Here is a 25181-nt window from a genome sequence, read left to right as displayed (position 1 = left end):
GGCTCTGCAATAACAGTTACACCCCTGTTTCCTGAATAAAGCGGGGCCGTGGAAAAGGGAACTCAAAAAACCGGCCCCGGTCACCTTATATGTATGCAGCAACTACAGCCTTCGCGATTCGTCGCTGCAGGCTGAATTTCACAGGACTCTGGTCTTGCGGCCAAGCCATATAAAAGGTGAATCAAATGACGACACCCGACGAAGAAATCACTGGTTACGGTGGCCTGGGCAAAACCGGTCCCGACGTTACGTCCCCCACGGATACCAAAACGACTTCCGACTCGGTGGCGCAAGCGGCTGCCGAGGATGTGCGTGCCAAGGCCCGGCAGGCAACTGAAGAGGTCAAGGCCCAAGGCAAGAGCCAGCTCGACGGCTACCGCGAGACGGCTGCCGACGAGATCGAAAAGGTTGCGCACAGCGCTGAAGCCGCGGCCCGTGAACTGGAAGGGCAGGACACCCTGGGCCTGTCCGGTTATGTGTCCGACATGGCCCAGGGCATGGTCCGGCTGTCGGACAACCTGCGCGGCAAAAGCGTCGATGAACTCTTCCAGGACGTGAACCGCCTGGCCCGTGACAACCCGACGCTGTTTATCGCCGGCAGCATTGCGCTGGGCTTCGGCCTGACTCGATTTGCCAAAGCGTCCGGTAGACGTGCTGAGGATGGTTCCAGGCATCATGGCCATTCGAGCGCCCTTGCCACGTCGAACCAGGCATTTGGCAGCCATCGGAGCCCCAGCCAGCATGAACTCAACGAACGACTCACTACCGGCGAGCCGGGAACCATCGGCAGCATCAGCAATGCCGGGGTTTCCTCGACTGCCCGTACCGCCCCAGGCACAACCGGAGCCGGCATGGGTACAGCGGGCAGCTCGGCACCTCAGGCCGGTCGCAATGGCAAAGGTACTGACGGAGGGCTCTACCCATGAGCGAAGCACGCAAGCCAACCACAACCACCATCACCCCGGAACCGGGCATGCGCCCGGAGAATGACAGCTCCGTAGGGGGGTTGCTGCGGCAACTGACCCATGAAGTTCCCTCCCTCATCACCAAGGAACTGGCGCTGGCGAAAGTCGAGCTGACCGAATCCATTCGCGCCACCAAGGCGGGCGCGGCCAGCGTTGCCAGTGGCGGCGCCGTTCTGCTGGGCGGCTTCATCATCCTGCTGATGTCGGCGGTATATGGCCTGAGCGAAGTCATGGCGCCCTGGCTCGCAGCGCTGATCGTCGGCGGTGTCGTGGTGGTGATCGGCCTGATCATGGTCTCGGCAGGCAAGAAGAAGTTCGAGGCCTCTTCATTCAAGCCCGAGCGCACCCTTCATTCCATGAACAAGGATAAAGAAGCCGTCAGGGGGCATACGTCATGAGCACAGGCAATCAGATAAATGTCGAAGCGCAGAAGGATCCCGCAGAGCTGGAGCGCGAGATCGATCAGAAACGAGCCGAGATCGGCGATATCGTCCACGCGCTGGAAAACAAGCTGTCGCCCGGTGAACTCATCGACACGGCACTGGGTTACGTCAAGGGCGGCGGTGGCGAGTTCTTCAGCAACCTGTGCAATACCGCCAAGGCCAACCCGGTGCCCACGGTGCTGACTTCCATCGGCCTGATCTGGCTGATGGCTGGACAGAACCGACAGCCACCAGCGTATACCAGCACCGGCCCGTCCTTGACGGATAAACTGTCCAGCAAGGCCTCTGGACTGAAGCAGCAGGGTAACGACCTGCGTGACAAGACCAGCCAGATGGGGCATGACATGTCCGCCTCGCTGGCCGATGCGCGCCACCGCGTCAGCGATACCAGCCGACAGACTGCGGACAAGCTGCGCCAGCAGAGTGAGCGCGCACGGGGCGGCTTCAATCACCTGCTCAACGAACAGCCGCTGGCGTTGGGCGCGATCGGTATCGCCCTGGGCGCGCTGCTGGCCGCATCGGTCCCGCCAACCCGTCGCGAAGATGAAATGCTCGGCCAGGCCAGCGACAGCATGACCGACAACCTTCGCCACAAAGCTGAAGAGGGCTATCGGAAAGTCACCGATATGGGCCAGGAAGTCGCCAGCGAGGTCAAGCACGAGATCGAACGCAACGACACATCGCGAACCCGGTCCGAGCCGACACCAGGGCTGTGAAACGGATGCTCGGGCTTGTCAGGCCGGGCTTGAGTCCGGCCTGACAAGCCCCGATAATCCGGCACCGGCGCCGGTGTAGCTCAGTAGGTAGAGCAGCGCACTCGTAACGCGAAGGTCGCAGGTTCGATTCCTGTCTCCGGCACCAGACCATCGAAGGCCTGCAGCGATGCAGGCCTTTTTCGTGGGCGAACGAGCGCAGGTTCGCCCTGTCTGCATTGCACATGATTCAGGCGAGTCGTGACAAAGCGGGGCGTGTGTCGAATCGGGTCAAGCGAACGTCGAAATGGCCATTGGACATCGCAGACATCGGCGCCGGGGTGATTGGGAATGGGCTTGAAGGACAAGGCGGGGCTGCTGGCTGGTTCCATTCTGTTTCTCGCGCTGGTGCCCATGTGGGTGTTCGTGCTCAACGAGATCCGTTATGAACGCGCCGCTGCGGAGGAAGGTGCCCGTAACGATGCCATGAACCTGGCGACCGCCTTCGAAGCGCATGTAAGCAGTGCGATCCGGCTGATGGATATCGTATTGCTGGATATGCGCGAGGACGTGCTGGAGCATCCCGATACCTTCGAGGAGCACGTTAGCGAAGAGCTTGAAGCCTATGGCAGCTTCGTCGCGCAACTGGCCGTGATCGATGCCGATGGCAAGCTGGTATTTTCCAACCTGGCGCCGGTGGCCGGGTCGGTGGACCTGAGTGACCGCGAGCATTTCCAGGTGCATCGTGACAATCCGGAACAGGACCGGCTGTTCATCAGCAAACCGGTGCTGGGAAGGATGTCGCGCCAGTGGACCATCCAGTTCACCCGACCGATCCGCCATGAAGGCCGCTTTGCCGGTGTGCTGGTGCTTTCCGTGGCGAGCAGCTTCTTTTCCGACTATTACCAGCAGATCAACGTGGGTGCCCATGGCACCATCGTGCTGCTGGGCACGGATCGCAGTCTTCGCGCCATTGCTTCCGGGACGCCAATACCGGGGCGCTATGGCCGATTCAAAATGCCCGAAGACAAGCCCTATTTTGACCCCGAGGGACCCCGGCACGGTTACTACACAGGCGTCAGTGCCATCGATGGCCAGTATCGCCTGGGTGCCTATCGTCGCCTCGACAAGGAGGGGGTGGTGGTGCTCGTGATGCTGTCGCCAGAAGACTATATGGCGAATTTCCATGAGCGCCGGGAGTTTCTGCTGATCTCTGCCTGCCTCATTTCCTTGCTGCTGCTGGCGGTGGCGTTCCTGGTCTTCGTGCTGAGCTGCCGGCACTTTCGTGATACCGCCCTGCTGCGCCAGGCCCATGAACAGGTGACGCAACTGGTCAATACCGATGTGCTCACCGGGGCCAGCAGCCGCCGTGCCTTTTTTGCCAGCCTCGAAGCGGAGCTGGCCAGGGCGCGCAGACATGATGGGCGCCTGAGTCTGCTGATGCTCGATATCGATCACTTCAAGCACGTCAATGACTCCTATGGTCATCCCATCGGTGATGCCGTGCTCAAGGAGTTTGTCGCCATCTGCAACCGCTTGCTGCGTGCCCATGACATTCTCGGGCGCCTCGGTGGCGAGGAGTTCGCCATTGCATTGCCGCACACGGATGCCGAAGGTGCGCGCTGTGTCGCCGAGAAGATCCGTCAGGCCGTGGCCGAGACGTCGTTTTCAACTCCGTCGGCCAATATTGTCATCACGGTCAGCATCGGCCTGACGACGCTTTCCGGGCAGGATGATCAGCAGGCGCTGATGACCAGAGCCGACAGGGCGCTTTACACCGCCAAGCACAGTGGCCGAAATCGGGTGTGCTTCGTGAGCGGGACGCCGGATTAGCCGAAAGTGCGAAGAGAAACGGCAAAAGCGCTTTGCGGTTGAAGCCGCCCGCATGCATTTTCTGGGAGCGGCGACTTCAGCGCGAAGGGTTTGATGCTATGCCATTGCAGCGATTCAATGGGCTGCAAACAGGGTGGTGTTGCCTGTGGGGCTCTGTGTGGCAGGCTCGTCTGCCGTCGTGGCCTGCTCGTAAAGTGCTGTCATGTGTTCGAGATTGGCCCGCACGCGGTTCTTCATGAGCTCCACCATGGCCTGCAGTTCGGCTTTCTGGGGTTCGCCGAAGGAGGTGAGCAGGGCGCTGGCCGTCTGGCTGATCTGCTCGATTTCGGCGAATCCGCATGACTGCTGAGGCACCCAGGTTTCGAGAAAACTCGACAGCTTGACCACGCGTCTGGGCAGCAGGGCGATCTGCGGAACCGCATAGGTCAGGGCGGTGATGGCGCCGTGCAGGCTGGTGCCGCAGTAGAGTCTGCTGGTGGCGATGCAGCGGATGATGTCCTGAATGTGCCCGCTGTTGACGCGGTAGGCGCGTTCGCCCAGCAGGCCCTGCAGCTTGTCCAGTGGCTCGTCGTCGGAGTGGCCGGGGGCCTTGCCAATGGTCAGCAGGGCGATCTTCAGGCCGGTGCTCGCGCTGAGTTCGGTCAGTTGCCGGGCGATGGCCTCGATGCGCCGCTTGGCATGGTGATCGGAGATATGGAAGACGATATGGCCCGGCTCGCTCGGTTCCGGCTGCTGGGGAAAAATATCGGAGATCAGCACAGCGCTATCCGGCACCAGATTGTGTTCGACGCCCAGCTTGTCCAGCTCGGCGGAGGTTTCACGGTCGCGCACCGAGACGTAGGTGCAGTCCTTGAGGTTGCGTTCGATCGCCGCGTGGATCAGCGGCTTCTTGCGGCTGATTTCGTTGCCGCCAACGCTGTTGTACATCACCTGGTAGCCCGGCAGCTCGCGCTCGCCCAGCACCAGCGGCAGGTCGGACGGGATCGAGGTGAAGGCGCGGCTCAGGCGGATGAACTGGCGGTGGCCGATCAGGTAGGGGCTTGCCTTGATCGGGTAGTAGATGGCCTGTGGCGCCAGGTAGCCGATGATGCTTTCCCACTGTGCGGTCAGGCATTCGCCGCCGGCCACGATGAGCATGGTCTTGTCCTGTTGACGTGTCGCCTCCAGCGCTTTTTTCAGCGCGATGGTCGGCAAGGCGCCGTAACTGGAGAGGTCTGATTGCTTGGTCGCTGCGATCAGCACGCGGAAACGGCCATCGGCTTCCAGGTAGTGCTTGAGGACGATGGCAAAGAGCAGGTCGCCGTAGTTGTGTCTGTCGTAGGCGCCGTAGGCGATCACATTCATCTTGTCGCCTGGTTTGTGCGACGACCCGTCGATCCGGTCGATCATGGTTGCGAACTCCTTTCGATTTTCTTGAACTGCAGATAGAGCAGGGCATTTTTCAGGGCCAACGCCACGGCGGTGGCGAAACAGGCGCCGTTGACGCCATAGCGCGGGATCAGGATCAGGTTCAGGGCCAGGTTGAGCACACAGGCGGCGATGTTGTTGTGCAGGTACTGGCGATGGTGTCCGGTCATGGTCATGAAGATGCCCAGCGGTCCGGCGGCCAGGACGAAGAAGTAGCCGGTGGCCAGGATCAGCAGCGCGAAGGCGCCCTGTTCACGGTATCGGTCGCCGAATACGGCGAGGATGTAGTCGTGCAACAGGCCAATGGCGAGCAGGATCAGCACGGCCAGAGCCAGCATGAAGCGCGAATACTTCCTGACGACAGCGAAGGCGCCGGCCCGGTCGTGGTGCGCCCAGCGCCGGGAAATGTCCGGTGCGATGGTGCCGTTGATGATGAACAGCAGGGTGGTGGAGAGGGCGGCGATCTTGGCGGCGATGTAATAAATGCTGACTTCGCCCGCCGAACGCAGCATGCCGAGCAGCAGGGTATCGGACAGCTCGATCACGCTGTTCATGACCGCAATCAGCATAAGCGGAGTGCCCAGCACAAGCATGTCACGCCAGCCGATGCGCGCCTGCGGGTCGGCCACCGGCAGGCTCAGTCGCGCGCGGCAGGTCGAGCCCAGTGTCGCCAGTACATAGCTGGCAGCGAAGCAGGCCACCACGGTGGTCAGCTCGCTGCCCAGCAGGGCGATCAGCAGCAGCGTCAGGGTCGGCTGGAAAACGGTTTGCCAGAACAGACCTTCGCCGGTCCTGTGTCGGGCCTTGAGGGTTTCGCTGGCAATATTGGTCAGCGACAGGCCCAGTGCGGCGACTGCGAACAGCACGGCGGCGGCTGTAACGTCAGCTTGGGTGCTGGGGGCAAAATTCACCACCAGCAGCCCGATGAGAATCGTCGGGATGTTCGCCAGCAGGGCGAGGGTCATGGCGCGGTCGAGATAGCCGCGTTGCTGCTCGTCGCGTAGCGATGAGATGTTTTTCAGGCAGGCCACATCCAGGCCCAGCCGCGAAGCCAGCGAGGCAAAGGTGGCCAGTGCGATGCAGAAGAACAGCAGACCGGCCAGGTCGGGCACCAGCAGGCGTGCCAACAGAATGTTCAGGCCGAGCGCGGCCCCCGCTCCGCTGCCTTTGGTGACGACCAGTCGGGCGTATTTGAGCAGGCCGGTTTTCATGGCGGACTGTGGGGCATCCGCAGCACAGGCTGATTTCAGTGTCATTAAGAGGGTCCCGTGTCGTCCGTGGCCGATTGAATCGGGGACTCCATCCAGAGCGTGCGTGCGGCGGAAAGTTCCGGGAGACGCATCGGCAGGATTGCCGTTATGGTTGCGCAGGCGACACGCCGGGGCGCTTGAGACGAACTCTTGTATGGGCTGATCGTCACACCTGTGTCGGTTTCGATTAACAATGGGGGTATGCAATGGCATTGCTGGATACGCGGGGCATTGGCAGTTTCGAGCTGCTGAAACGCACCTTGAAGGATTTCAGCAAGGACGACATGACCACCTATGCATCGGCGTTGGCCTACCGGGCGATCTTCTCGCTGTTTCCCTTCCTGCTGTTCCTGATTGCAATGTTGGGAGTGCTCGATCTGCAGGAGTTCTTCAACTGGCTGCGTGAACAGGTATCGCTGGTGCTGCCGCCCGATGCGCTCAACCTGGTCAACCCGGTGATCGACCAGATGCAGACTCAGAAAAGCGGCCTGTTGTCGGTCGGTATTCTCGTGGCGCTATGGTCGGCGTCAATCGGCATTCGCTCGCTGATGAATGCCATGAACAAGGCCTACGGTGTCGAGGAAGGGCGTCCGGCCTGGAAGCTGATGCTGCTCTCGGTGCTTTACACCATTGGCCTGGCGATCATTCTGCTGTTGGCGGCGGGGTTGATGATCCTCGGCCCACAGGTGATGGAGTGGCTTGCCGAGCAGGTGGGGCTCAAGGATATCGTGGTCACGCTCTGGACCTGGCTGCGCTGGCCAGTGATCGTGATCCTGATGATGCTGGTGGTGGCCGTTCTGTATTACGTCACTCCGGATGTGGAGCAGGAGTTCCGCTTTATCACTCCGGGCTCGGTGCTGTCTGTGATCGTCTGGATCGCGGCGTCGGTGGGTTTTGGCATCTACGTGGGCAACTTCGGCAACTACGATGCGACCTACGGCAGTATCGGGGCGGTCATCGTGCTGCTGCTCTATTTCTATATTTCGGCAGCGGTGTTGCTGCTTGGTGCGGAGATGAATGCGGTGATCGAACATGCCTCGGTCGAGGGCAAGGAAGAAGGTGACAAGCGCCTCGATGATGCGGGCAGTGACCGTTCCTCGGACAAGTGAAACTAACTGCCTGTCGGCTCGCTCAACATGGAGTAACCCATGCAGAACGAGAGGAAATCAATATGAGCAGCACTACCGACAAGATGAAAGGCAACCTCAACGAAGCCGCCGGCAAGGCCAAGCAGGGCCTGGGCGAGGCGACCGACAACGAGCGCATGAAAAACGAAGGCCAGCGTCAGGAAATCAAAGGGGACGCGCAACAGGTGAAGGGCAACGTGAAAGATGCCGTGAAGAAGGGCGTCGATAAGGCCTGACCGACCTGTAAAAACAAAAATGCCCGCCTTGTGAGAGGCGGGCATTTTTCGTTCAGCTGTGCATCGTTGCTGAACAGGACCGTTGAAAAACGCAGGTAGTTTTTCAGCGGTCTGTTAGCGCTCCAGATACTGCAATTTATCCTTCACACCATCCCATTCTTCGGCGTCCGGCAGCGAGTCCTTCTTCTCGGTAATGTTCGGCCAGACTTCGGCCAGGTCGGCGTTCAGCTCGATGTACTCCTGCTGGTCGTCCGGCACCTCGTCCTCGGAGAAGATCGCCTGGGCGGGGCATTCCGGCTCGCACAGCGCGCAGTCGATGCACTCGTCCGGGTGGATGACCAGGAAGTTCGGGCCTTCGTAGAAACAGTCCACCGGACAGACTTCTACGCAATCGGTGTATTTGCACTTGATGCAGTTGTCGGTGACGACGAAGGTCATTTCTATTATCTCCTCAGGCGTTTCGGGTGGCGTGGCAGTGACGCCCCCGGTTCGGCAGGCTTGGGCGGCACCAGGCAAATGCCGCTCATATCCAAAAATGCGCGCGATTCTAGCAGCTTTTTGCGGCCCGTCAGATTTGCGTTTTCAGCTGGTATAGCAGTTCCAGAGCCTGACGCGGCGTCAAGTCATCGGGTTGGACCTTGCCCAGCGCCTCGATGACCGGGTGCGGCAGGCTGGCAAACAGGTCGTTCTGCAGGGGCGGCGCGGGTTGGCCGGGTTCCATTTTCGGCATTTCATGGGGCAGGCTGGTGGTTTCCAGGCGCGACAGATGGTCGCGGGCACGCTGGATCACCTCGCCTGGCACGCCGGCCAGTTGCGCCACCGCCAAGCCGTAGCTCTGGCTGGCCGGGCCGGGCAGCACATGGTGCAGGAAGACGATGCGCTCGTTGTGCTCGGTGGCCGACAGGTGCACGTTGGCCACCACCGGCTCGCTTTCCGGCAGCACGGTCAGTTCGAAGTAGTGCGTGGCGAACAGGGTGAAGGCGCGCAGCTTGGCCAGGTGCTCGGCGGCGGCCCAGGCCAGCGACAGGCCGTCGAAGGTGCTGGTGCCACGCCCCACCTCGTCCATCAGCACCAGGCTGCGGTCGCTGGCGTTGTGCAGGATATTGGCGGTTTCGCTCATCTCCACCATGAAGGTCGAGCGGCCACCAGCCAGGTCGTCGCTCGAACCGATGCGGGTGAAGATGCGGTCCACCAGCGACAGCTCACAGGCCGCCGCCGGGACGAAACTGCCGATCTGCGCCAGCAGCACGATCAGCGCGGTCTGGCGCATATAGGTGGATTTACCGCCCATGTTCGGCCCGGTGATCACCAGCATGCGTGTCTCGTCGTCGAGGCTCAGGTCGTTGGCGACGAAGGGCGTGGTCAGCACCTGCTCGACCACCGGATGGCGGCCCTGCTCGATGCGCAGGCAGGGCTGCTCGACGAAGCGCGGACGGTTCAGGTCGAGGGTCAGCGCGCGTTCGGCGAGGTTGCTCAGTACGTCCAGCTCGGCCAGCGCGGCGGCGGATTCCTGCAGCGGCGCCAGATGGCCGATCAGCAATTCCAGCAATTCTTCGTAGAGCTGCTTTTCACGGGCCAGGGCGCGGCTCTTGGCCGACAGCGCCTTGTCCTCGAACTCCTTGAGTTCGGGGGTGATGAAGCGCTCGGCGCCCTTGAGCGTCTGCCGGCGGATGTAGTCGGCCGGCGCGGATTCGGCCTGTTTGCTCGGCAGCTCGATGAAGTAGCCGTGCACACGGTTGTAGCCGACCTTGAGGTTGGCCAGGCCCGTACGCGCCTTCTCGCGGGTTTCCAGGTCCATCAGATACTGGCCGGCGTTTTCGGAGAGCGACTGCAGTTCGTCCAGCTCGGCGTCGTAGCCGGTCTTGAGCACGCCGCCGTCACGGATCACCGCCGGCGGGTTGTCGATGATCGCCTTGGCCAGCAGGTCGGCCAGTTCGGGGTAGGTGCGGATGCTCGCGGCCAGCTCGATCAGGTGCGGCGCGATCAACTCCTGCATGCCCGCCTGTAGCTGCGGCAGGGCGGCCAGAGCGTCGCGCAGGCGCGCCAGGTCGCGCGGGCGGGCGTTGCGCAGGCCGATGCGGGCGAGGATGCGTTCCAGGTCGCCGATGTCTTTCAGCTGCGGCTGGATCTGCTCGAAGCGGTAGTGTTCCAGCAGGCAGGTGATCGAGTCCTGGCGCGCTTCCAATACCTGGCGGTCGCGTAGCGGCCGGTTCAGCCAGCGGCTCAGCAGGCGCGAGCCCATGGCGGTCTGGCAACGGTCGACCACCGATTGCAGGGTGTTGTCGCGACCGCCACCGAGGTTGATGTCCAGCTCCAGATTGCGCCGGGTGGCGCCGTCCAGCACCACGCTGTCGTCAAGGCGTTCATGGCGCAGGCTGCGCAGATGGTGCAGGGCGGTGCGCTGGGTTTCCTTGGCGTAGGTCAGCAGGCAGCCGGCGGCGCCGATGGCCAAGGTCAGTTTCTCGCAACCGAAGCCTTTCAGATCCTGGGTCGCGAACTGCTGGCAGAGGCCCTTGAAGGCGCTGTCGCGGTCGAAATCCCAGGGCGCGCGCCGACGAACGCCACGGCGTTTTTCCAACGGCAGGCCGGCGGGCCAGTCATCGGGAATCATCAGTTCGGCGGGGTTCAGGCGCTCGACTTCGGCCAGCAGGGTTTCCCAACCGCCGAATTCCTGCACCGTGAAACGACCGCTGGTGATGTCCAGCACCGAGAGTCCGAAGAGTCTTTCATCGCCGACCACGGCGGCCAGCAAATTGTCGCGATGCTCGTCGAGCAGTGCTTCGTCGCTCACCGTGCCGGGGGTGATGATGCGCACCACCTGACGCTCCACCGGGCCCTTGCTGGTAGCCGGATCGCCGATCTGCTCGCAGATCACCACCGATTCGCCGAGCTTCACCAGTCGGCTTAGATAGCCTTCGGCGGAATGAAAGGGAATCCCGGCCATGGGAATAGCATTGCCACCCGACTGGCCGCGCGCGGTGAGGGTGATGTCCAGCAACTTGGCAGCCTTCTTGGCGTCCTCGTAGAACAACTCGTAGAAGTCGCCCATGCGGTAGAACATCAGCTGATCCGGATGCTCGCGCTTGAGCTTCCAGTATTGCTGCATCATCGGGGTGTGTTTGGACAGGTCTTGAACGTCTTTGGTCATCGGTTTTCTGGGCTGAGACGGTGGGGCAGGCCGGGCTGGATCGAGACCGTACGGGGCATGGAAGGCAATGTGCTTCAGCCTCCGGTCGATCATCCGCCCTGGGCAGCCGGTGGGGCTGCCGGCTGCCTGATGGTGGGCGAAGGTTAACACGGGCTATCGCCAGCCAGCAGCCGAAGCCGTCTCCTTGGGGCAAAAGTGGCGACCATGAATCGGACTGACGGGCGCCACCTTTTCCCCCTGCGTCGTTCGAATGCCAGGAGGCCACTGGCGGCCTCGTCGGAGGTGAACCATGCAAGACGAACGCGACCCGAACGATCCGAAATCCCAGGAGCCCTTGCCCGGCGATCCGGACGGCGCCAGCATCGACGATGCTCCCATGTCGGAGCCGGATAATGGCGAGCTGACCGACGAGGACGTCGATATGTTCGAAGACGACCCGGACATCCCGCGGGTATGACGGACTTCCGAACCGGTGAACGGCCCCGCTTCGGCGGGGCTCGTTTTTTCTCGAAGCTCGTAGTTGTTCGCACGGCTGTGCGTCTTTTCCTACTGGGGTAGGCTGTGCCTCTTTCAATGCCGTCGAGGAACTGCGATGAACCCGATCGAAGCACTGGCCGCCGACCTGGGCCGTGCGCTGCAGCTTGCTGGTGCGCACGTCACCACCGCCGAATCCTGTACTGGTGGCGGTATCGCCGAAGCCATCACGCGCATCGCCGGTAGCTCGGCCTGGTTCGAGGCGGGCTTCGTCACCTATTCCAATGAGCAGAAGACACGCCAGCTGGGCGTGCCTGCGCCGTTGTTCGAGCAGGTCGGTGCGGTGAGTCGGGAAGTGGTCGAGGCCATGGCACGTGGCGCGCAACGAGGCAGCGGCGCGCGCTTTGCCGTCGCGGTCAGCGGCGTGGCCGGGCCGGGCGGCGGCTCGCCGGAGAAGCCGGTGGGCACCGTGTGGCTGGCCTGGGCGGCGGGCGATCAGCTGTTTGCCCGGCGCTTCCAGTTCGCCGGCGACCGTCAGGCAGTGCGTGAGCAGAGCGTGGAGGCGGCGCTCGTCGGTTTGATCAGCCTGGTCAATGGAGAAAATCCCCTTCAGGGCTAGGCGATCAAATTTGCCTATGCTCTAATACTGTCTACTTATACAGTTGTTGCGGCCTCTGGCCCTCTTGATCAAGTGAGGATTGTAATGGACGAGAACAAGAAGCGTGCCTTGGCCGCTGCCCTGGGCCAGATCGAAAAGCAGTTCGGCAAAGGCGCGGTCATGCGCATGGGCGATCATGATCGCCAGGCGATCCCTTCCATTTCCACCGGCTCCCTGGGGCTGGATATCGCTCTCGGCATAGGCGGTCTGCCGAAAGGCCGGATCGTCGAGATCTACGGCCCGGAATCCTCGGGCAAGACCACGCTGACTCTGTCGGTGATCGCCGAAGCGCAGAAGATGGGCGCGACCTGCGCATTCGTCGATGCCGAACACGCGCTGGACCCCGATTACGCCGGCAAACTGGGCGTCAATGTCGATGACCTGCTGGTGTCGCAGCCCGACACGGGCGAGCAGGCGCTGGAAATCACCGACATGCTGGTGCGCTCCAATGCAGTGGACGTGATCATCGTCGACTCCGTGGCGGCGCTGGTGCCCAAGGCGGAAATCGAAGGCGAGATGGGCGATACCCACGTCGGCCTGCAGGCCCGCCTGATGTCCCAGGCGCTGCGCAAGATCACCGGCAACATCAAGAACGCCAACTGCCTGGTGATCTTCATCAACCAGATCCGCATGAAGATCGGTGTGATGTTCGGCAGCCCGGAAACCACCACCGGCGGTAACGCGCTGAAGTTCTACGCTTCGGTCCGCCTGGACATCCGCCGTACCGGCGCGGTGAAGGAAGGCGACGAAGTGGTGGGCAGCGAAACCCGCGTCAAGGTGGTCAAGAACAAAGTGGCCCCGCCGTTCCGCCAGGCCGAGTTCCAGATCCTCTACGGCAAGGGTATCTACCGCAACGGCGAAGTCATCGATCTCGGCGTGCAGCAGGGCCTTGTCGAGAAATCCGGTGCCTGGTACGCCTACAAGGGCAGCAAGATCGGTCAGGGCAAGGCCAATGCGGCCAAATATCTGGAAGAAAATCCCGAGATCGGTCGCGAAATCGAACAGCAGATCCGCGACAAGCTGCTGGTGACTTCGGCCAATACCAAGGCCAACCCGGTGGCCGAAGATCTGGCTGACGCCGACATCTGAGCCCATGGCTGTCGTGCTGGATAACCCCACCGCCGTGCGTCGGGCTGCAATGGATTTGCTGGCTCGACGCGAGCACGGGCGTCTTGAACTGTCACGCAAGCTGCGCCAGCGCGGCGCACCGGCTGAGTTGATCGAGTCGGCTCTGGATCGACTTGCCGAGGAAGGGTTGCTCAGCGAAGCGCGCTATCTGGAAAGCTTCATCCGCATGCGCGCCAATGCCGGCTATGGCCCCTTGCGCATTCGTGAAGAGTTGTCCCAGCGTGGTCTGCCTCGTGAGGATATCGAGCAGGCCTTGCGAGACAGTGGTTTCGACTGGGGTGAGCAATTGCGTGCCGTCTGGCAGCGCAAGTTCGCTGGCGAGCTGCCGGGCGATCCCAGGGAAAAAGCGAGACAGGGCCGATTCCTCAGCTATCGTGGCTATTCCCTGGACATGATTGGTCGGTTGTTGCGTGGCGGTTCGGCAGAGTCCTGATGTGGCGGGCATCGAAAATATCTACAGAACCGCAAGCTTCCTCTCGTTATCGTTGTTCCGGCAGGCGTAGCACTGCCCAACCCGGTAGCAGCAGGCCATGCCTGCGAAGAGACCCTCCTCGGGTGCAGAATTTTTCGCGGGCATGGCCCGCTCCTACACGAAAGGAATTCTTCTCTTCAGTCCTGCGCCCCCAGCGGGGCCGCCCAATTGCGTTTTTCGTTGATGAAATCGGTCAGTTCGCGCAAGCGACCGTGGTCGCGGCCATTGAATGCAAAGCTCAGGCGCGGCAGCCGTTGCAGTTCGGGCTCATCCAGTTCCATTTCGCAGCAGGCCTGTTGCTCGAAGCGGCCTTGCAGGTACAGGTCGGCGAACTCCCGGTTCATGAAGTCGAGTGCGGCATCGGTCAGCACATGGTTCATGCGCATGACGAAGCGGTCTTTCACCCAGCGGCTTGAGTGGAAGTTGCTGTAGAAGGTGTCGATCTCTCTGGCAGCATCCTCAGCATTGTCGACCAGGCGTACCAGGTGCATGTCGCTGGGCAGAATGTAGCGATTGTCCTGCAGCTGGTGGCGCATGAAGCTCAGGGCGTCCTTCCAGAACGTACCGCCGGGTTCGTCCAGCAGCACGATAGGCACCAACGGACTCTTGCCGGTCTGGATCAGGGTCAATACTTCCAATGCTTCGTCCAGCGTGCCGAAGCCGCCGGGGCAAAGCACCAGCGCATCGGCTTCCTTGATGAAGAAGAGCTTGCGCACGAAGAAGAAGTGAAATGACAGCAGGTGGTCGGTGCCGCCCACGGTCGGGTTGGCATGCTGCTCGAAAGGTAGGGTGATGTTCAGTCCCAGGCTGTTGTCCGTGCCGGCGCCTTCATGCGCGGCGGCCATGATGCCGCCGCCAGCGCCGGTGATGACCATCAGATCGTGTCGCGCCAGGTTTGCGCCCAGCTCCCGTGCCAGCGCGTACAGCGGATGTTCGACGGGGGTGCGCGCCGAGCCGAAGACGGTCACCTTGCGCCGCCGCTTGAAGCGGTCGAGCACGCCAAAGGCGTGTTCCATTTCGCGCATGGTCTGCAGCAGGATCTTGGCATCCCAGCGGTTGCGGTCCGCTTGCGCCATGCGGATCACGGTGACCAGCATCTCCCGGTAGAGGGGCAGGTTCTGACTGGTGGCCGGTATGACCAGCTCGACCAGCTCGTCAATCTTTTTCGACAGGTCAGCGCCGCTGGTCTTGAAGTGGCGTGAAAGATAATCGTCCGTTTCAAACGGCATGCAGGGGCTCCCTTGACGTATACCTGCGCCGCCGGCTTGGCCGCGCGTCTGCTGATGAGTGAAGGAGCGCTGCGGCCAGAATGGCGTGCGCTCCAGCGGTGAGGTGCAGCGAGGTGCTCTGCGCTCCCATCAGAGCGCAATACGGTCACCGGGTTCGGGAATATTGGCCTGCCAGTCCAGTCGCTCGTCCAGCGCCTTCTGCAGTACCTGCATTTTCTCCAGTTCGCCGTGTATCAGATGCAATTCGGGGCGGGATTTGAAATGGCTGACCCAGTCGATCAACTGGGATTGCCCGGCATGCGCGGAGAAGCCGCCGAGCGTATGGACCTGGGCATTCACCGCGATGCGCTGATGCAGCAGCTTGACGGTCTGCGCGCCGTCGACAATGGTCCTGCCCAGAGTGCCACGCGCCTGGAAGCCCGGAATGACCAGGTGGCACTCCTTGCGCCAGAGGTTGTGCTTGAAGTGATGCAGGATGCGCCCGCCGTTACACATGCCGCTACCGGCGATGATGATGACGCCGCTCTTGAAGCGGTTGATGGTCATCGACTCTTCCGCGCTGGGCGTGCTCTTGAGGATTGGCAGCCACTTTTCGATACGTTGCCTGCCATTGCCGTTCGGATCGCCCGGCTGGACACCCGCGATGTCCAGTTGCTCCTGGAACAGTGAATAGATGGCGTTCGCGCCGATGGCCATGGGGCTGTCGAGGAATACCGCCTGTTGCGGCAGGCGACCCTGCTGATAGAGCAGGCCGAGGTAGTAGATCAGATCCTGCGTGCGACCGACGGCGAAGGAGGGCATCAGCACATTGCCGCCATCCCGGTGAGCCTGCTGCAGGATGTCGGCCAGTTCTTCGATGGTCGTCTGATGGTCGCGGTGATCACGGTCGCCGTAGGTGGACTCCATCAGTACCACGTCGGCTTCGCTCAATGTCGCGGGTTCGTGCATCAGAGGCGAGCAGGCGTTACCCAGGTCGCCGGAAAACACCAGGCGGCGTGTGCGTCCGAAGTCCGTAACATCCGCCTGGACGATGGCCGAGCCGAGAATGTGACCGGCATCGTGGAAGGTCACGGTGACGCCTGGTGCCGCCTCGAAAGGTTCGCCGTAGGATTGCGCCTGGCGCTGTGTGAGCATGCGCTCGGTATCGATTCGGGTGTAGAGCGGCTTGATCGGCGGCTTGCCCAGGCGTGCCCGCCACTTGTTTTCCCACTCGGCGTCCTTTTCCTGGATATGCGCCGAATCGAACAGCATCAGTTCGAGCAGTTTGCAGGTCGCATCGGTTGCATGGATCGGACCTTTGAAACCCTCGGCAACAAGCTTGGGCAGCAGGCCGCTATGGTCGATGTGAGCATGCGACAGGACCACGGCGTTCAGACTTTTCGGATCGAAGGGGAAGGCCGCCCGGTTGCCTTCTTCGTCCTTGCGTCGCCCCTGATGCATGCCGCAATCGAGCAGAACGCGAACCCCGTCATGAGTCTCTATCAGATAGCATGAGCCGGTGACCTGCTGAACGGCGCCGAAGAAACTGAGCAAAGCCATGGTAGGTTCCTGTCTATACGATGAACTCCAGAATGCCCGCTACCCAGGCTTCGTGTCTTGATACATATCAGCGATAGCCGGGCGAGTGCTGTCTAGACTACCGCAACCGCCAAGTTATGGAGCGACCTCATGAATCAACTACTGCCCAGTCTTGCCGAAATGGACCGCCACGCCGAACTTCAACCGGAATTTGGCGTCTGGCGAGCCGGTTATGGTCCGTTCGAGCATTCACTGGAAACCCAGGCGGCGGTTTTTCGTCTGGCCCACCAATTGGTCCAGGCTGGTTTGCAGGAGGATCTTGCCAGCGTGTATCGCCTGCTGCAGGCCATCGACCGGCTGAGTTCTGCGGGGCTCTGGCTGGTGGTGCACATGACTTATGCGCGTCAGGTCCGACTCGATGGCTCGCCGCTGGCAGCCGAGGATTTCAAGCCCTCCCCCGAGGGGCATACGGGCGGTTCGCTGAACATGGTCCCGGCCTATGCCGGCTACCTGGGGCTCAATGCCCTGACAGGAACAACCCGCGCCTGGTTGATGGGGCAGGGCCATTGCGTGGCGGCAATCGAAGCGCTGAACCTGCTCACCGACAACCTGCATCCCGAGCAGGCACAGGCCTATGGCGGTGGTGAGGCGGGCATCAATCGCCTGCTCCAGGATTTCTACGGCTATCACCTGGCGCCCGATGGCAGCCCTGCCGCGCCGCTGGGCAGTCACGTCAATCCGCATACCTCCGGTGGAATAGCCGAAGGCGGCTATCTTGGCTTCGCCGAATTGCAGTACGCGCACATGCCGCTGCCGGGCGAAACGCTGGTGGCCTTTCTTTCGGACGGCGCGGCTGAAGAGCAGCGCGGCAGTGACTGGATTCCACGCTGGTGGCGGGCCGAGGATTGCGGCATGGCGCTGCCGATCATGATTGCCAATGGCCGGCGCATCGAGCAGCGCACCCAGCTCGGCACCGATGAGGGCTTGGCAGGGTTCCGTCAGCATCTGAGTGGCTGCGGCTTCGATCCGGTTCTTTTCGATGGTCGCGATCCGGCTGCCTTCGTCTGCATGCTGTGGGAGATGGAGCAGCGCCTGGCCAGGCGCGTCGAGGAAAAGGAGCGGGGCATTCTCAACTACCCGTTGCCTATTCCCTACGGTATCGCCGAGACGGTGAAGGGCTTCGGTTTCTATGGCGCCGGCAGCAATGCCTCGCACAACCTGCCGCTGCCGGGCAATCCGTCCCGGGACGAGGTTTCACGCGATCTGTTCAACGAGCACGTCGCACCACTGTTCGTCCCGCAGGACGAGCTGCGCGCCGCGCGTGAATTGCTGCTCAAGCACCGCCAGGGACGTCCACTGGAGCGCGACAATGCGCTGGCGCGACGTCACCCCGACGAGCCGACGATGCCGGCACTCAACTATCGCGATGACAGCTGCTCGCCCATGACGGCGGTCGATGACTTCTTCGTGGCGCTGACCCAGGCCAACCCGACGCTGCGCCCGCGTGTCGGCAACCCCGACGAGCTTGCCAGCAACCGCCTGGGTGGCGTGCTCAAAGCGCTCAAGCATCGTGTGATCGACCCGGAAAGCGAGCTTGAGGCGGTCGATGGCCAGATCATTACCGCACTCAACGAAGAGGCCGTGGTTTCCGCCTGCCTGGCCAACCAGGGCGGGCTCAACCTGGTGGCCAGCTATGAAGCGTTCTGCGTGAAGATGCTCGGCGCGGTGCGCCAGACCCTGATCTTCTCGCGTCAGCAGAAGGAAGTCGGTCGCCCGGCTGGCTGGCTCGGCTGGCCGCTGATCGCGACGTCGCACACCTGGGAAAATGGCAAGAATCAGCAATCCCATCAGGACACGACCTTCTGCGAGGCGCTGCTGGGAGAAATGAACGACATGGTGCGGGTGCTCTTTCCCGCCGACCACAACAGTGCCCTGGCGCTGCTGCCATCGATCTATCAGGCACGAGGTGAGCTGGCCTGCCTGGTGATGCCCAAGCGAGATCGACCGGCGTTCTTCAATCGCGATCAGGCCGAGCAGTTGGCCAGGGATGGCGCGCTCGTCGTCGATGAACAGATCGGCGACAGCCCCGTCCTGCTGATCGCCAACGGCAGCTACCAACTGAGCGAAATGCAGCGGGCGGCGCTGCGTCTGAAGGAGGCGGGTGTCGCCTATCGACTGGTTTATCTACAGGAACCGGGGCGTTTCCGCGCACCGCGCGACCGCTGGGAAATCGATGCGCTGGCGGCAGATGGCGTCAGCGAGCGACTGTTTCCCGAACGGATGGCGCTTAGGGTCATGCTGACGCACATGCGCCCCGAGGTGCTGCGTGGCCATCTCTGGCCCATCCTGCCGGATGCGCGTTGCAGCTCGGTGCTGGGTTATCGCAATCGGGGCGGGACGTTGGACGAAGCGGGCATGCAGTTCGCCAACCGTGCCTCCTGGGCGAACGTGCTGGCCGCCTGCGCACGGCTACTGGGTATGCCGCGCACTGCGCTGCTCAAGACCGACGAGGCCGCTGCCGTGGCCGGCAAGGGCGATCCGGGCGTGCTGCGCTAAAACTACCTGCGTTGGCATACGGCGTTAAAAACAGGCTCGGCAAGCCGCTTGCGGCTAACGCGCTTCAGCGCGGCCCGGAGGGCGAACGAAGTGAGTACTGCTCATTTAGGCCACTAAACTCGTACGCGAGCCCGGTTCGTTCCTCGCCTGTTTTGACTCGTTGCACTCGCCCTTCGGGCCAGCCTTCGGCTGTTACTCCCGTTGGTCGTTGCGCCTTGTCTTGCCTGCCTCGCCTACGTTTTTTTCAATGGTTCGCTGAAGTTGAGAGGCCGGGGCGGTTTACGCTGCTCCGGCACTTCATGTCTAGCAGTCGCTGGCGCGGTAGCGCTCGCGGGTGATCGGCTTCTTGCTCTGGTATTCGTTGAACTCGAAGCGCAGCACGGCACCCTGGGCCATCAACTGGCGCAGGCCGTCGTTATTGCACACGCTCGATGCCAGTTGGCTACGGACCTGCTGGGGGTTGTCGCGCATCTGCGCGGCATGACGTGGTCGGACGCTCAGGTGGTTGACCAGCTCGTTGCCATCGACGGTGTAGCCTTCGTCAAGAAGGTCTTCATTGATGGCGCGGGGCGTGCCGACGCTGCTTTCGTGAGCGACCTTTTCGAGCAGTTGGGTCAGTGTCTGCTGCTCCTGCGCCGCGGCGATGTGGCTGAAGGGCAGGGCGAGACAGAGTGTGAATAAAGCGGTCGTGCGGTACATGGCGATCTCCTGATGACTGCCGTCGTTCGACCGATGGCTGCCTGCGCGGTTCATTGCCCTTTGCTAGACTGCCGGCCCACTCGCAGCCTCAGTCGTTTCAATACCCATGCCCCATGCCGTAGCCCGTCTGCGCGAGGCGCGCCTTGCGCGCAGCCTCAAGCCCTTCATTGCCAGAGGCTCGCGTGCTCCGCGCTGCGTCCGTTGTCGTGTCCGGGACAGCCACTGCCTGTGCGCCTGGCTACCGCAGGTGGAGGCGCACAGTGCGGTATGCCTGATCATGCACGATATCGAGCCGCTGAAGCCGAGCAACACCGGCTGGCTGATCGCCGACGTGGTCGCTGATACCCATGCCTTCGGCTGGCAGCGCACGGCGGTCGAACCGGCGCTGATCGAATTGCTGGCCGATCCGCAATACCAGCCGTTCGTGGTCTTTCCCGGCGAGTATGCCGCGCCTGAGCGCGTGGTCGAAACGGTTCAGGTCGATACGGGCAAGCGGCCACTGTTCATCCTGCTCGATGCGACCTGGACCGAGGCGCGCAAGATGTTTCGCAAGAGTGCATACCTGAACAGCCTGCCGGTGCTGAGTCTGCAGGCCGAGGTGTTGTCGCGCTATCGACTGAGACGTTCCACGCGCAGCGAACATCTGTGTACCGCCGAAGTGGCGGCGTTGTGTCTGGGGCTGGCGGGGGATGCCCAGGCCTCGACTGCGCTGGACGCCTGGCTCGACGTCTTCACCGATCACTATCTGGCGGCCAAGCATCAGCGCGCGCCCAGTCTGGACGATGCCGCCCATCGGATGTTGGCGGCTAGGTTTTAGACACGGCTGGCGCGACGTCGCTGTCCGTCATTGGCGGGGCTGGCTTGCGTGGCCAGAGCTGGGCGGCGAGCATGCCGATGAACATCAGGGCGCAGCCGAAATAACCGCGCAGGCTGAGGCTTTCATCGAGAAACAGCGCGCCGGCGATTGCCGCGAACACCGCTTCGAGCGAGAGAATGATGGCCGCGTGGGAGGCAATCGCATGTTTCTGTGCGACGACCTGCAGCGTGTAGCCGACGCCGACGGCGAACATGCCGCCATAGATGAGTGCCGGCGCGGCCAGCCAGATGCTGTTCAGGCTGGTTTCCTCGAACAGCGCCGCCAGTGCCAGGCTCACCACCGCGCAGGTGACGAATTGCACGAATGCCAGACGAATGGCGTCGTGTCGACCGACGAAAAAGCTCACCAGCAGGACGTGGACACCCCAGACGAAGGCGCCGGCCAGCTGGATCCAGTCGCCGGAGGCCACCGTGAAGTCATCACCGATACTCAGCAACGCCATGCCCACGACCGCCAGGGTCGCGCCCAGCCAGGTGCCCATTCCGGTTCTTTGACCGATGATCAGCCCCAGCAGGGGCACCACGATGACGTAGAGTCCGGTAATGAAGCCGGAGTTGGTCACGCTGGTGAACAGCAGGCCGACCTGTTGCAGGTTGATGCCCAGCGTCAGTGCGAGCCCCATGCACAAGCCACCCAGCAGCATGCTGCGTTTGAGGAATGGCTCGTGCCGTGCGGGGCCGCGGCCCTGGCGCAGCAGCAGCGGCAGCAGAACCATGGCGCCCAAGGCGAAGCGCAGGCCGGTGAACAGGAACGGACCGATGTTATCCATGCCGATCCGCTGCGCAACAAAGCCGGTACCCCAGATCATCGCAGTGATCAGCATCAGAAAGTCGGCGCGAAGGGCCTGGTTGCGCATGTCTGGACTCGTCGGGAAAAGGCGGGAACTTTGCCTCAAAACGATTGACTTGACCACTTATTCCCAGGCCGGCATGCTTGCGCCGCCTGATTTAAATGCGGGTTGCCAATCGAATTCCGGATGGTGGCGCGATATCATCACGCCATACCATTTCCGAACTATAATTTCGGGCTCCCCCTGACGACAGTCTGTCGGATTCGGCTCAGGCCGATGAAAGCGCCAATAAAAACTATAGGTCTGCCAATGGCTGCTTACGAAATCCTTATCGCCGATGATCATCCACTGTTTCGTAGTGCGCTCCAGCAAGCGCTGACGCTTGGACTGGGGAGCGAGGTACGGCTCTGCGAAGCAGCCAGCATTGCCGAGCTGGAAACATTACTGAACCGAACCTCGGACTGGGATCTGGTGCTGCTGGACCTGAATATGCCGGGCGCCTATGGGTTTTCCGGGCTGGTCCTGCTCAGGGGACAATATCCGCAGTTGCCAGTCGTGATGATCTCCGCCCAGGAGGATGCCGCGGTGGTTGCCCGCTCTCGCGAGTTCGGCGCCAGTGGCTTCATTCCCAAATCCAGTTCGCTGGAGACTATTCAGGAAGCGGTGCGAGCCGTGCTTGACGGCGACGCCTGGTGGCCCAGCAACATTCAGGACGTAGCGCATGTCAGTCCCGAGGCCAAGGCGGCCAGCGAAGGCCTTGCCAGTCTCACGCCCCAGCAGTTCCGAGTGTTGACCATGGTCTGCGACGGTTTGCTGAACAAGCAGATCGCCTATGAACTGAGCGTCTCCGAGGCGACCATCAAGGCGCATGTGACGGCGATCTTTCGCAAGCTCGGTGTTCGCACCCGGACCCAGGCAGCCTTGCTGCTGCAGCAGATGGGTTCCATTCCAGCCAATTGATGACGGCCTGATTGCCTTGACTGGCGCGAAGCTTCGGTGCACGGCATGCAGTGCAGACGTTGCTCAGGCAATTGCCGGCAGCACTATTTCGTCGCTGCGCCGCACCCCCTCGGTAAGTGCCTGACAGAGTTCGGTAAATTCGCGCATGGCGGCTGTCTGGTACTTCTGCGCATGCCAGATGAAATTGAACTGCCGGGTCAGGTCCAGATCGGGTGTTTCCAGCGCCACCAGACTCCCGCGTCGAAAAGCATCGCGCAGCGCCAGGCGGGAAATGCAGCCGATCCCCAGCCCTGACTCGACGGCGCGCTTAATTGCTTCGGTGTGCTCCAGTTCGAGGCGGATATTGAGTCTGAGCGAGTGGCTGTCAATGGCGTGGTCGAAGGTTCGCCGGGTTCCCGAGCCCTGTTCACGCAGAATCCAGGCTTCTCGTGACAAGTCTTCCAGCGTGATCATCGAACGCCCGGCCAGAGGATGCTGCGGCGCGCAGAACACTACCAGCTCATCTTCGACCCAGGGCAGCACCTCTATATCGGGGTGCTGGCAATCGCCTTCGATCAGGCCCAGATCAAGTTCATATTGCGCGACCTGCTGGACAATATGCGCCGTGTTTTGAACGTGCAGTTTCACCCGGCATTCGGGGTGGCGCTGCATGAAGCTGCCGATCAGCAGGGTCGCGAGATAATTGCCGATAGTCAGTGTCGCTCCGACATGGAGGGAGCCAAAGCCTGTCTTGCCGGCAAGCAGGTCCTCGATGGCCTTGGCCTGGTCGAGCAGGCTGACCGCTTGCGGCAGCAGCTGACGGCCCAGGGCGTTGAGCCACAAGCGTTTTCCGGCGCGGTCGAACAGCTGGCAGCCGGACTGGCGTTCCAGCTCGGCCAGCGAAGTGCTGGTCGCCGATTGCGAAAGTGCCAGGCTTTGCGCCGCGCGTGAAACGCTCTCCTGGCGGGCGACGGAAACGAATACCTGAAGTTGCCTCAAAGTAAAGTGCATATCTATATAACCGATAAAGCATATCGTTAATATTCATTTAACGAATATTAGTCGTCCCGCTAGACTTCGCATAGATTTGATGCGCCATCGCGCACTAGAAGGGGTATCCATACATGAGCAACCTGAACGTCGAGCGAGTCCTCAGTGTGCATCACTGGAACGACACGCTGTTCAGTTTCAAAACCACCCGCAATCCCGGGCTGCGCTTCGAGAATGGCCAGTTCGTGATGATCGGCCTGGAGGTGGCAGGCCGCCCCCTGATGCGGGCTTACAGCATTGCCAGTCCGAACTACGAAGAGCACCTGGAGTTCTTCAGCATCAAGGTGCCGGATGGGCCGCTGACATCGCGTCTGCAGCATCTCCAGGAAGGGGATTCGCTGATGATCAGTCGCAAGCCGACCGGCACCCTGGTGCTCGATGATCTGCTGCCGGGCAAGCACCTGTATCTGCTCAGTACCGGTACCGGTCTCGCACCTTTCATGAGCGTCATCCAGGACCCGGAAGTCTATGAGCGCTTCGAGAAGGTCGTGCTCGTACATGGTGTGCGCTACGTCAACGAAGTCGCCTACCGTGATTTCATCACCAGCCATCTTCCGCAAAACGAGTTTTTCGGCGAAGCGCTGAAGGAGAAGCTGATCTACTACCCGACGGTCACGCGCGAACCCTTCGAGAATCAGGGCCGGCTCACCGATCTGATGCGCAGTGGCAAGCTGTTCCGTGACATCGGCCTGCCACCGATCAATCCCGAGGATGACCGCGCGATGATCTGCGGTAGCCCGAGCATGCTGAGCGAAACCAGCGAAGTGCTGAACAGCTTCGGGCTCAAGGCTTCGCCGCGAATGGGCGATCCGGGGCACTACCTGATCGAGCGGGCCTTCGTCGAGAAGTAGCAGCTCGCACGTATTGACGAAGGCTGGCTGGCGCGATGCGTCTGCCAGCCTTTTTCATAGATAGGCCGCGCAACATTTCTTGAACTTCTGCTCGCTGCCGCATGGGCAGGGATCGTTCCGGCCTGCTTTCAGCGCAACGGTCGGATCGATGAAATACCACTGGCCGCCATGTTGCACAAAAGCCGAGCGCTCGTGCTGGGCGTGCTCTCCCGTCTGGTCGTGCCAGCGGGCGGTGAAGGTCACCAGAGCATGTTCCGGCTGGCCGCCGAGCACCTGGCTATGCTCCACCTCCAGCCCCAGCCAGGTGCTGGCGGCGCTCCAGTCTCGCATTGACTGCAGGTCCAGCGATGCTTGCTGGGCAGGCAGGGTGGTAGCCTGCAGGTAATCGATCAGACCCAGTACATAGGCGCTGTAACGCGAGCGCATCAGCAATTCCGCGCTGGGTGCCGGTGCTCCGGCGTGATAGCGCCCGCAGCAGGCATCGAGTATGTCGCCGCTGCCGCAGGGGCAACTGGCATTGCCGGGATTCTCAATGTTCATCGTTCACTCACTATCAGTCTTGTTTCGGCAGCTGTGGATCAGACCCGGTTTGCACGTCAACGATTCGGAACCTGCTAGCGCCCAGGCGGGTCACACATGCAGTGAGCAGGGCCTGTTCGTTCGTTGTTGCGGCCTGCGCGTCTTTTTGCAGCCTCTATGGGCTTAAAGACTAGCGCGGCGGCGCTTGCCGGCCTAGTCTCGTTCTAACTGGAGCCGCTTGTGCTTGCTGCATGCGCTCTAGCCGATTTCAAACCAGGAGGCTTTACCGATGAGTAGCTTACGGACAGCAGTACCCGTGA

General features: G+C 61.8%; 24 protein-coding genes and 1 tRNA gene. 15 read left to right on the top strand and 10 right to left on the bottom strand.

The annotated features are described in order from the left end of the window. Positions 1–185 precede the first annotated feature (185 nt). The 5 genes from ACYCFC_RS11765 to ACYCFC_RS11745 all read left to right on the top strand — a co-directional run bounded on the left by ACYCFC_RS11765 (position 186) and on the right by ACYCFC_RS11745 (position 3933). On the top strand, positions 186–926 hold the full coding sequence (locus ACYCFC_RS11765; protein ID WP_459651708.1) for a hypothetical protein: 741 nt from the start codon (positions 186–188) through the stop codon (positions 924–926). Then, entirely contained in the window at positions 923–1363 is a 441-nt protein-coding gene (locus ACYCFC_RS11760) for a phage holin family protein (RefSeq protein ID WP_459651707.1), read from the top strand. The genes ACYCFC_RS11765 and ACYCFC_RS11760 overlap by 4 nt, the downstream gene beginning before the upstream one ends. After that, positions 1360–2124 (top strand): DUF3618 domain-containing protein, encoded by a 765-nt coding sequence (locus ACYCFC_RS11755; RefSeq protein WP_459651706.1) that lies wholly within the window; start codon positions 1360–1362, stop codon positions 2122–2124. The genes ACYCFC_RS11760 and ACYCFC_RS11755 overlap by 4 nt, the downstream gene beginning before the upstream one ends. Before the next feature lie 69 nt (positions 2125–2193). After that, positions 2194–2269 (top strand) — tRNA-Thr (locus tag ACYCFC_RS11750). A 188-nt stretch (positions 2270–2457) separates the two neighbouring features. Then, positions 2458–3933: a sensor domain-containing diguanylate cyclase gene (locus tag ACYCFC_RS11745; RefSeq protein ID WP_459653985.1), complete on the top strand. Its 1476-nt coding sequence runs from the start codon at positions 2458–2460 to the stop codon at positions 3931–3933. A gap of 114 nt (positions 3934–4047) precedes the next feature. Here the strand turns inward: ACYCFC_RS11745 and ACYCFC_RS11740 are convergent, their stop codons facing one another. Together ACYCFC_RS11740 and ACYCFC_RS11735 are read right to left on the bottom strand one after the other, a co-directional pair. Then, positions 4048–5322: a polysaccharide pyruvyl transferase family protein gene (locus ACYCFC_RS11740; RefSeq protein ID WP_459651705.1), complete on the bottom strand. Its 1275-nt coding sequence runs from the start codon at positions 5320–5322 to the stop codon at positions 4048–4050. Further along, positions 5319–6596 carry a lipopolysaccharide biosynthesis protein gene (locus tag ACYCFC_RS11735; RefSeq protein WP_459651704.1) on the bottom strand — a complete coding sequence of 426 codons (1278 nt, stop codon included), beginning with the start codon at positions 6594–6596 and terminating at the stop codon, positions 5319–5321. The genes ACYCFC_RS11740 and ACYCFC_RS11735 overlap by 4 nt, the downstream gene beginning before the upstream one ends. A 200-nt stretch (positions 6597–6796) precedes the next feature. Between ACYCFC_RS11735 and ACYCFC_RS11730 the strand changes: the two genes are divergently transcribed. Then, positions 6797–7699 (top strand): YihY/virulence factor BrkB family protein, encoded by a 903-nt coding sequence (locus tag ACYCFC_RS11730; protein ID WP_181083601.1) that lies wholly within the window; start codon positions 6797–6799, stop codon positions 7697–7699. Between the two features lie 62 nt (positions 7700–7761). After that, on the top strand, positions 7762–7953 hold the full coding sequence (locus ACYCFC_RS11725) for a CsbD family protein (protein ID WP_181083600.1): 192 nt from the start codon (positions 7762–7764) through the stop codon (positions 7951–7953). Between the two features lie 114 nt (positions 7954–8067). Here the strand turns inward: ACYCFC_RS11725 and fdxA are convergent, their stop codons facing one another. Both fdxA and mutS read right to left on the bottom strand, forming a co-directional pair. Next, positions 8068–8391 carry a ferredoxin FdxA gene (gene fdxA, locus ACYCFC_RS11720; protein ID WP_181083598.1) on the bottom strand — a complete coding sequence of 108 codons (324 nt, stop codon included), beginning with the start codon at positions 8389–8391 and terminating at the stop codon, positions 8068–8070. Between the two features lie 130 nt (positions 8392–8521). Further along, positions 8522–11101 carry a DNA mismatch repair protein MutS gene (gene mutS / locus ACYCFC_RS11715; protein ID WP_459651703.1) on the bottom strand — a complete coding sequence of 860 codons (2580 nt, stop codon included), beginning with the start codon at positions 11099–11101 and terminating at the stop codon, positions 8522–8524. Positions 11102–11390: 289 nt separating this feature from the next. Here mutS and ACYCFC_RS11710 point away from each other — a divergent pair, with 289 nt between their 5' ends. From ACYCFC_RS11710 to recX, 4 genes are all read left to right on the top strand, one after another. After that, positions 11391–11558, top strand: coding sequence for a hypothetical protein (locus tag ACYCFC_RS11710; RefSeq protein ID WP_158601297.1), 168 nt, complete (start codon positions 11391–11393; stop codon positions 11556–11558). A gap of 135 nt (positions 11559–11693) precedes the next feature. Beyond that, entirely contained in the window at positions 11694–12194 is a 501-nt protein-coding gene (locus ACYCFC_RS11705) for a CinA family protein (protein WP_313102109.1), read from the top strand. An 84-nt stretch (positions 12195–12278) separates the two neighbouring features. Continuing rightward, the gene (gene recA, locus ACYCFC_RS11700) at positions 12279–13322 is read left to right on the top strand and encodes a recombinase RecA (protein ID WP_181083591.1); all 1044 of its coding nucleotides are present in this window, start codon (positions 12279–12281) and stop codon (positions 13320–13322) included. Positions 13323–13326: 4 nt separating this feature from the next. Continuing rightward, entirely contained in the window at positions 13327–13794 is a 468-nt protein-coding gene (gene recX, locus ACYCFC_RS11695) for a recombination regulator RecX (protein WP_459651702.1), read from the top strand. A gap of 176 nt (positions 13795–13970) precedes the next feature. On the opposite strand, the gene ACYCFC_RS11690 is transcribed toward recX, so the two are convergent. After that, positions 13971–15062, bottom strand: a complete 1092-nt coding sequence (locus ACYCFC_RS11690; RefSeq protein ID WP_459651701.1) for an LOG family protein — start codon at positions 15060–15062, stop codon at positions 13971–13973. Between the two features lie 129 nt (positions 15063–15191). Beyond that, entirely contained in the window at positions 15192–16601 is a 1410-nt protein-coding gene (locus ACYCFC_RS11685) for an MBL fold metallo-hydrolase RNA specificity domain-containing protein (RefSeq protein ID WP_459651700.1), read from the bottom strand. A gap of 129 nt (positions 16602–16730) precedes the next feature. Here ACYCFC_RS11685 and ACYCFC_RS11680 point away from each other — a divergent pair, with 129 nt between their 5' ends. Then, complete coding sequence (locus ACYCFC_RS11680) at positions 16731–19136, top strand: phosphoketolase family protein (protein ID WP_459651699.1); 2406 nt, start codon at positions 16731–16733, stop codon at positions 19134–19136. A gap of 303 nt (positions 19137–19439) precedes the next feature. Here ACYCFC_RS11680 and ACYCFC_RS11675 read toward each other — a convergent pair whose 3' ends face one another. After that, positions 19440–19835, bottom strand: a complete 396-nt coding sequence (locus ACYCFC_RS11675) for a PA3611 family quorum-sensing-regulated virulence factor (RefSeq protein ID WP_181083582.1) — start codon at positions 19833–19835, stop codon at positions 19440–19442. 106 nt (positions 19836–19941) lie between these two features. Between ACYCFC_RS11675 and ACYCFC_RS11670 the strand changes: the two genes are divergently transcribed. After that, the gene (locus tag ACYCFC_RS11670) at positions 19942–20652 is read left to right on the top strand and encodes a tRNA-uridine aminocarboxypropyltransferase (protein WP_459651698.1); all 711 of its coding nucleotides are present in this window, start codon (positions 19942–19944) and stop codon (positions 20650–20652) included. On the opposite strand, the gene ACYCFC_RS11665 is transcribed toward ACYCFC_RS11670, so the two are convergent. Further along, positions 20642–21568 carry a DMT family transporter gene (locus tag ACYCFC_RS11665; RefSeq protein WP_459651697.1) on the bottom strand — a complete coding sequence of 309 codons (927 nt, stop codon included), beginning with the start codon at positions 21566–21568 and terminating at the stop codon, positions 20642–20644. The two genes, ACYCFC_RS11670 and ACYCFC_RS11665, sit on opposite strands and share 11 nt — an antisense overlap. A 243-nt stretch (positions 21569–21811) precedes the next feature. Between ACYCFC_RS11665 and erdR the strand changes: the two genes are divergently transcribed. Beyond that, complete coding sequence (erdR, locus tag ACYCFC_RS11660) at positions 21812–22462, top strand: response regulator transcription factor ErdR (protein ID WP_181083576.1); 651 nt, start codon at positions 21812–21814, stop codon at positions 22460–22462. 63 nt (positions 22463–22525) lie between these two features. On the opposite strand, the gene ACYCFC_RS11655 is transcribed toward erdR, so the two are convergent. Then, positions 22526–23452, bottom strand: a complete 927-nt coding sequence (locus ACYCFC_RS11655) for a LysR family transcriptional regulator (RefSeq protein WP_181083574.1) — start codon at positions 23450–23452, stop codon at positions 22526–22528. 113 nt (positions 23453–23565) lie between these two features. Between ACYCFC_RS11655 and fpr the strand changes: the two genes are divergently transcribed. Beyond that, a complete protein-coding gene (gene fpr / locus ACYCFC_RS11650) occupies positions 23566–24342 on the top strand; it encodes a ferredoxin-NADP reductase (protein WP_181083572.1) in 777 nt (258 codons plus the stop codon). A gap of 54 nt (positions 24343–24396) precedes the next feature. Here fpr and ACYCFC_RS11645 read toward each other — a convergent pair whose 3' ends face one another. After that, entirely contained in the window at positions 24397–24882 is a 486-nt protein-coding gene (locus tag ACYCFC_RS11645; RefSeq protein ID WP_459651696.1) for a YchJ family protein, read from the bottom strand. Positions 24883–25181: the final 299 nt, after the last annotated feature.

This window comes from Stutzerimonas sp. NM35, assembly GCF_054604355.1.
Note: the sequence above shows the minus strand (reverse complement) of the source record. Positions and strands in the feature narration are given on the sequence as shown.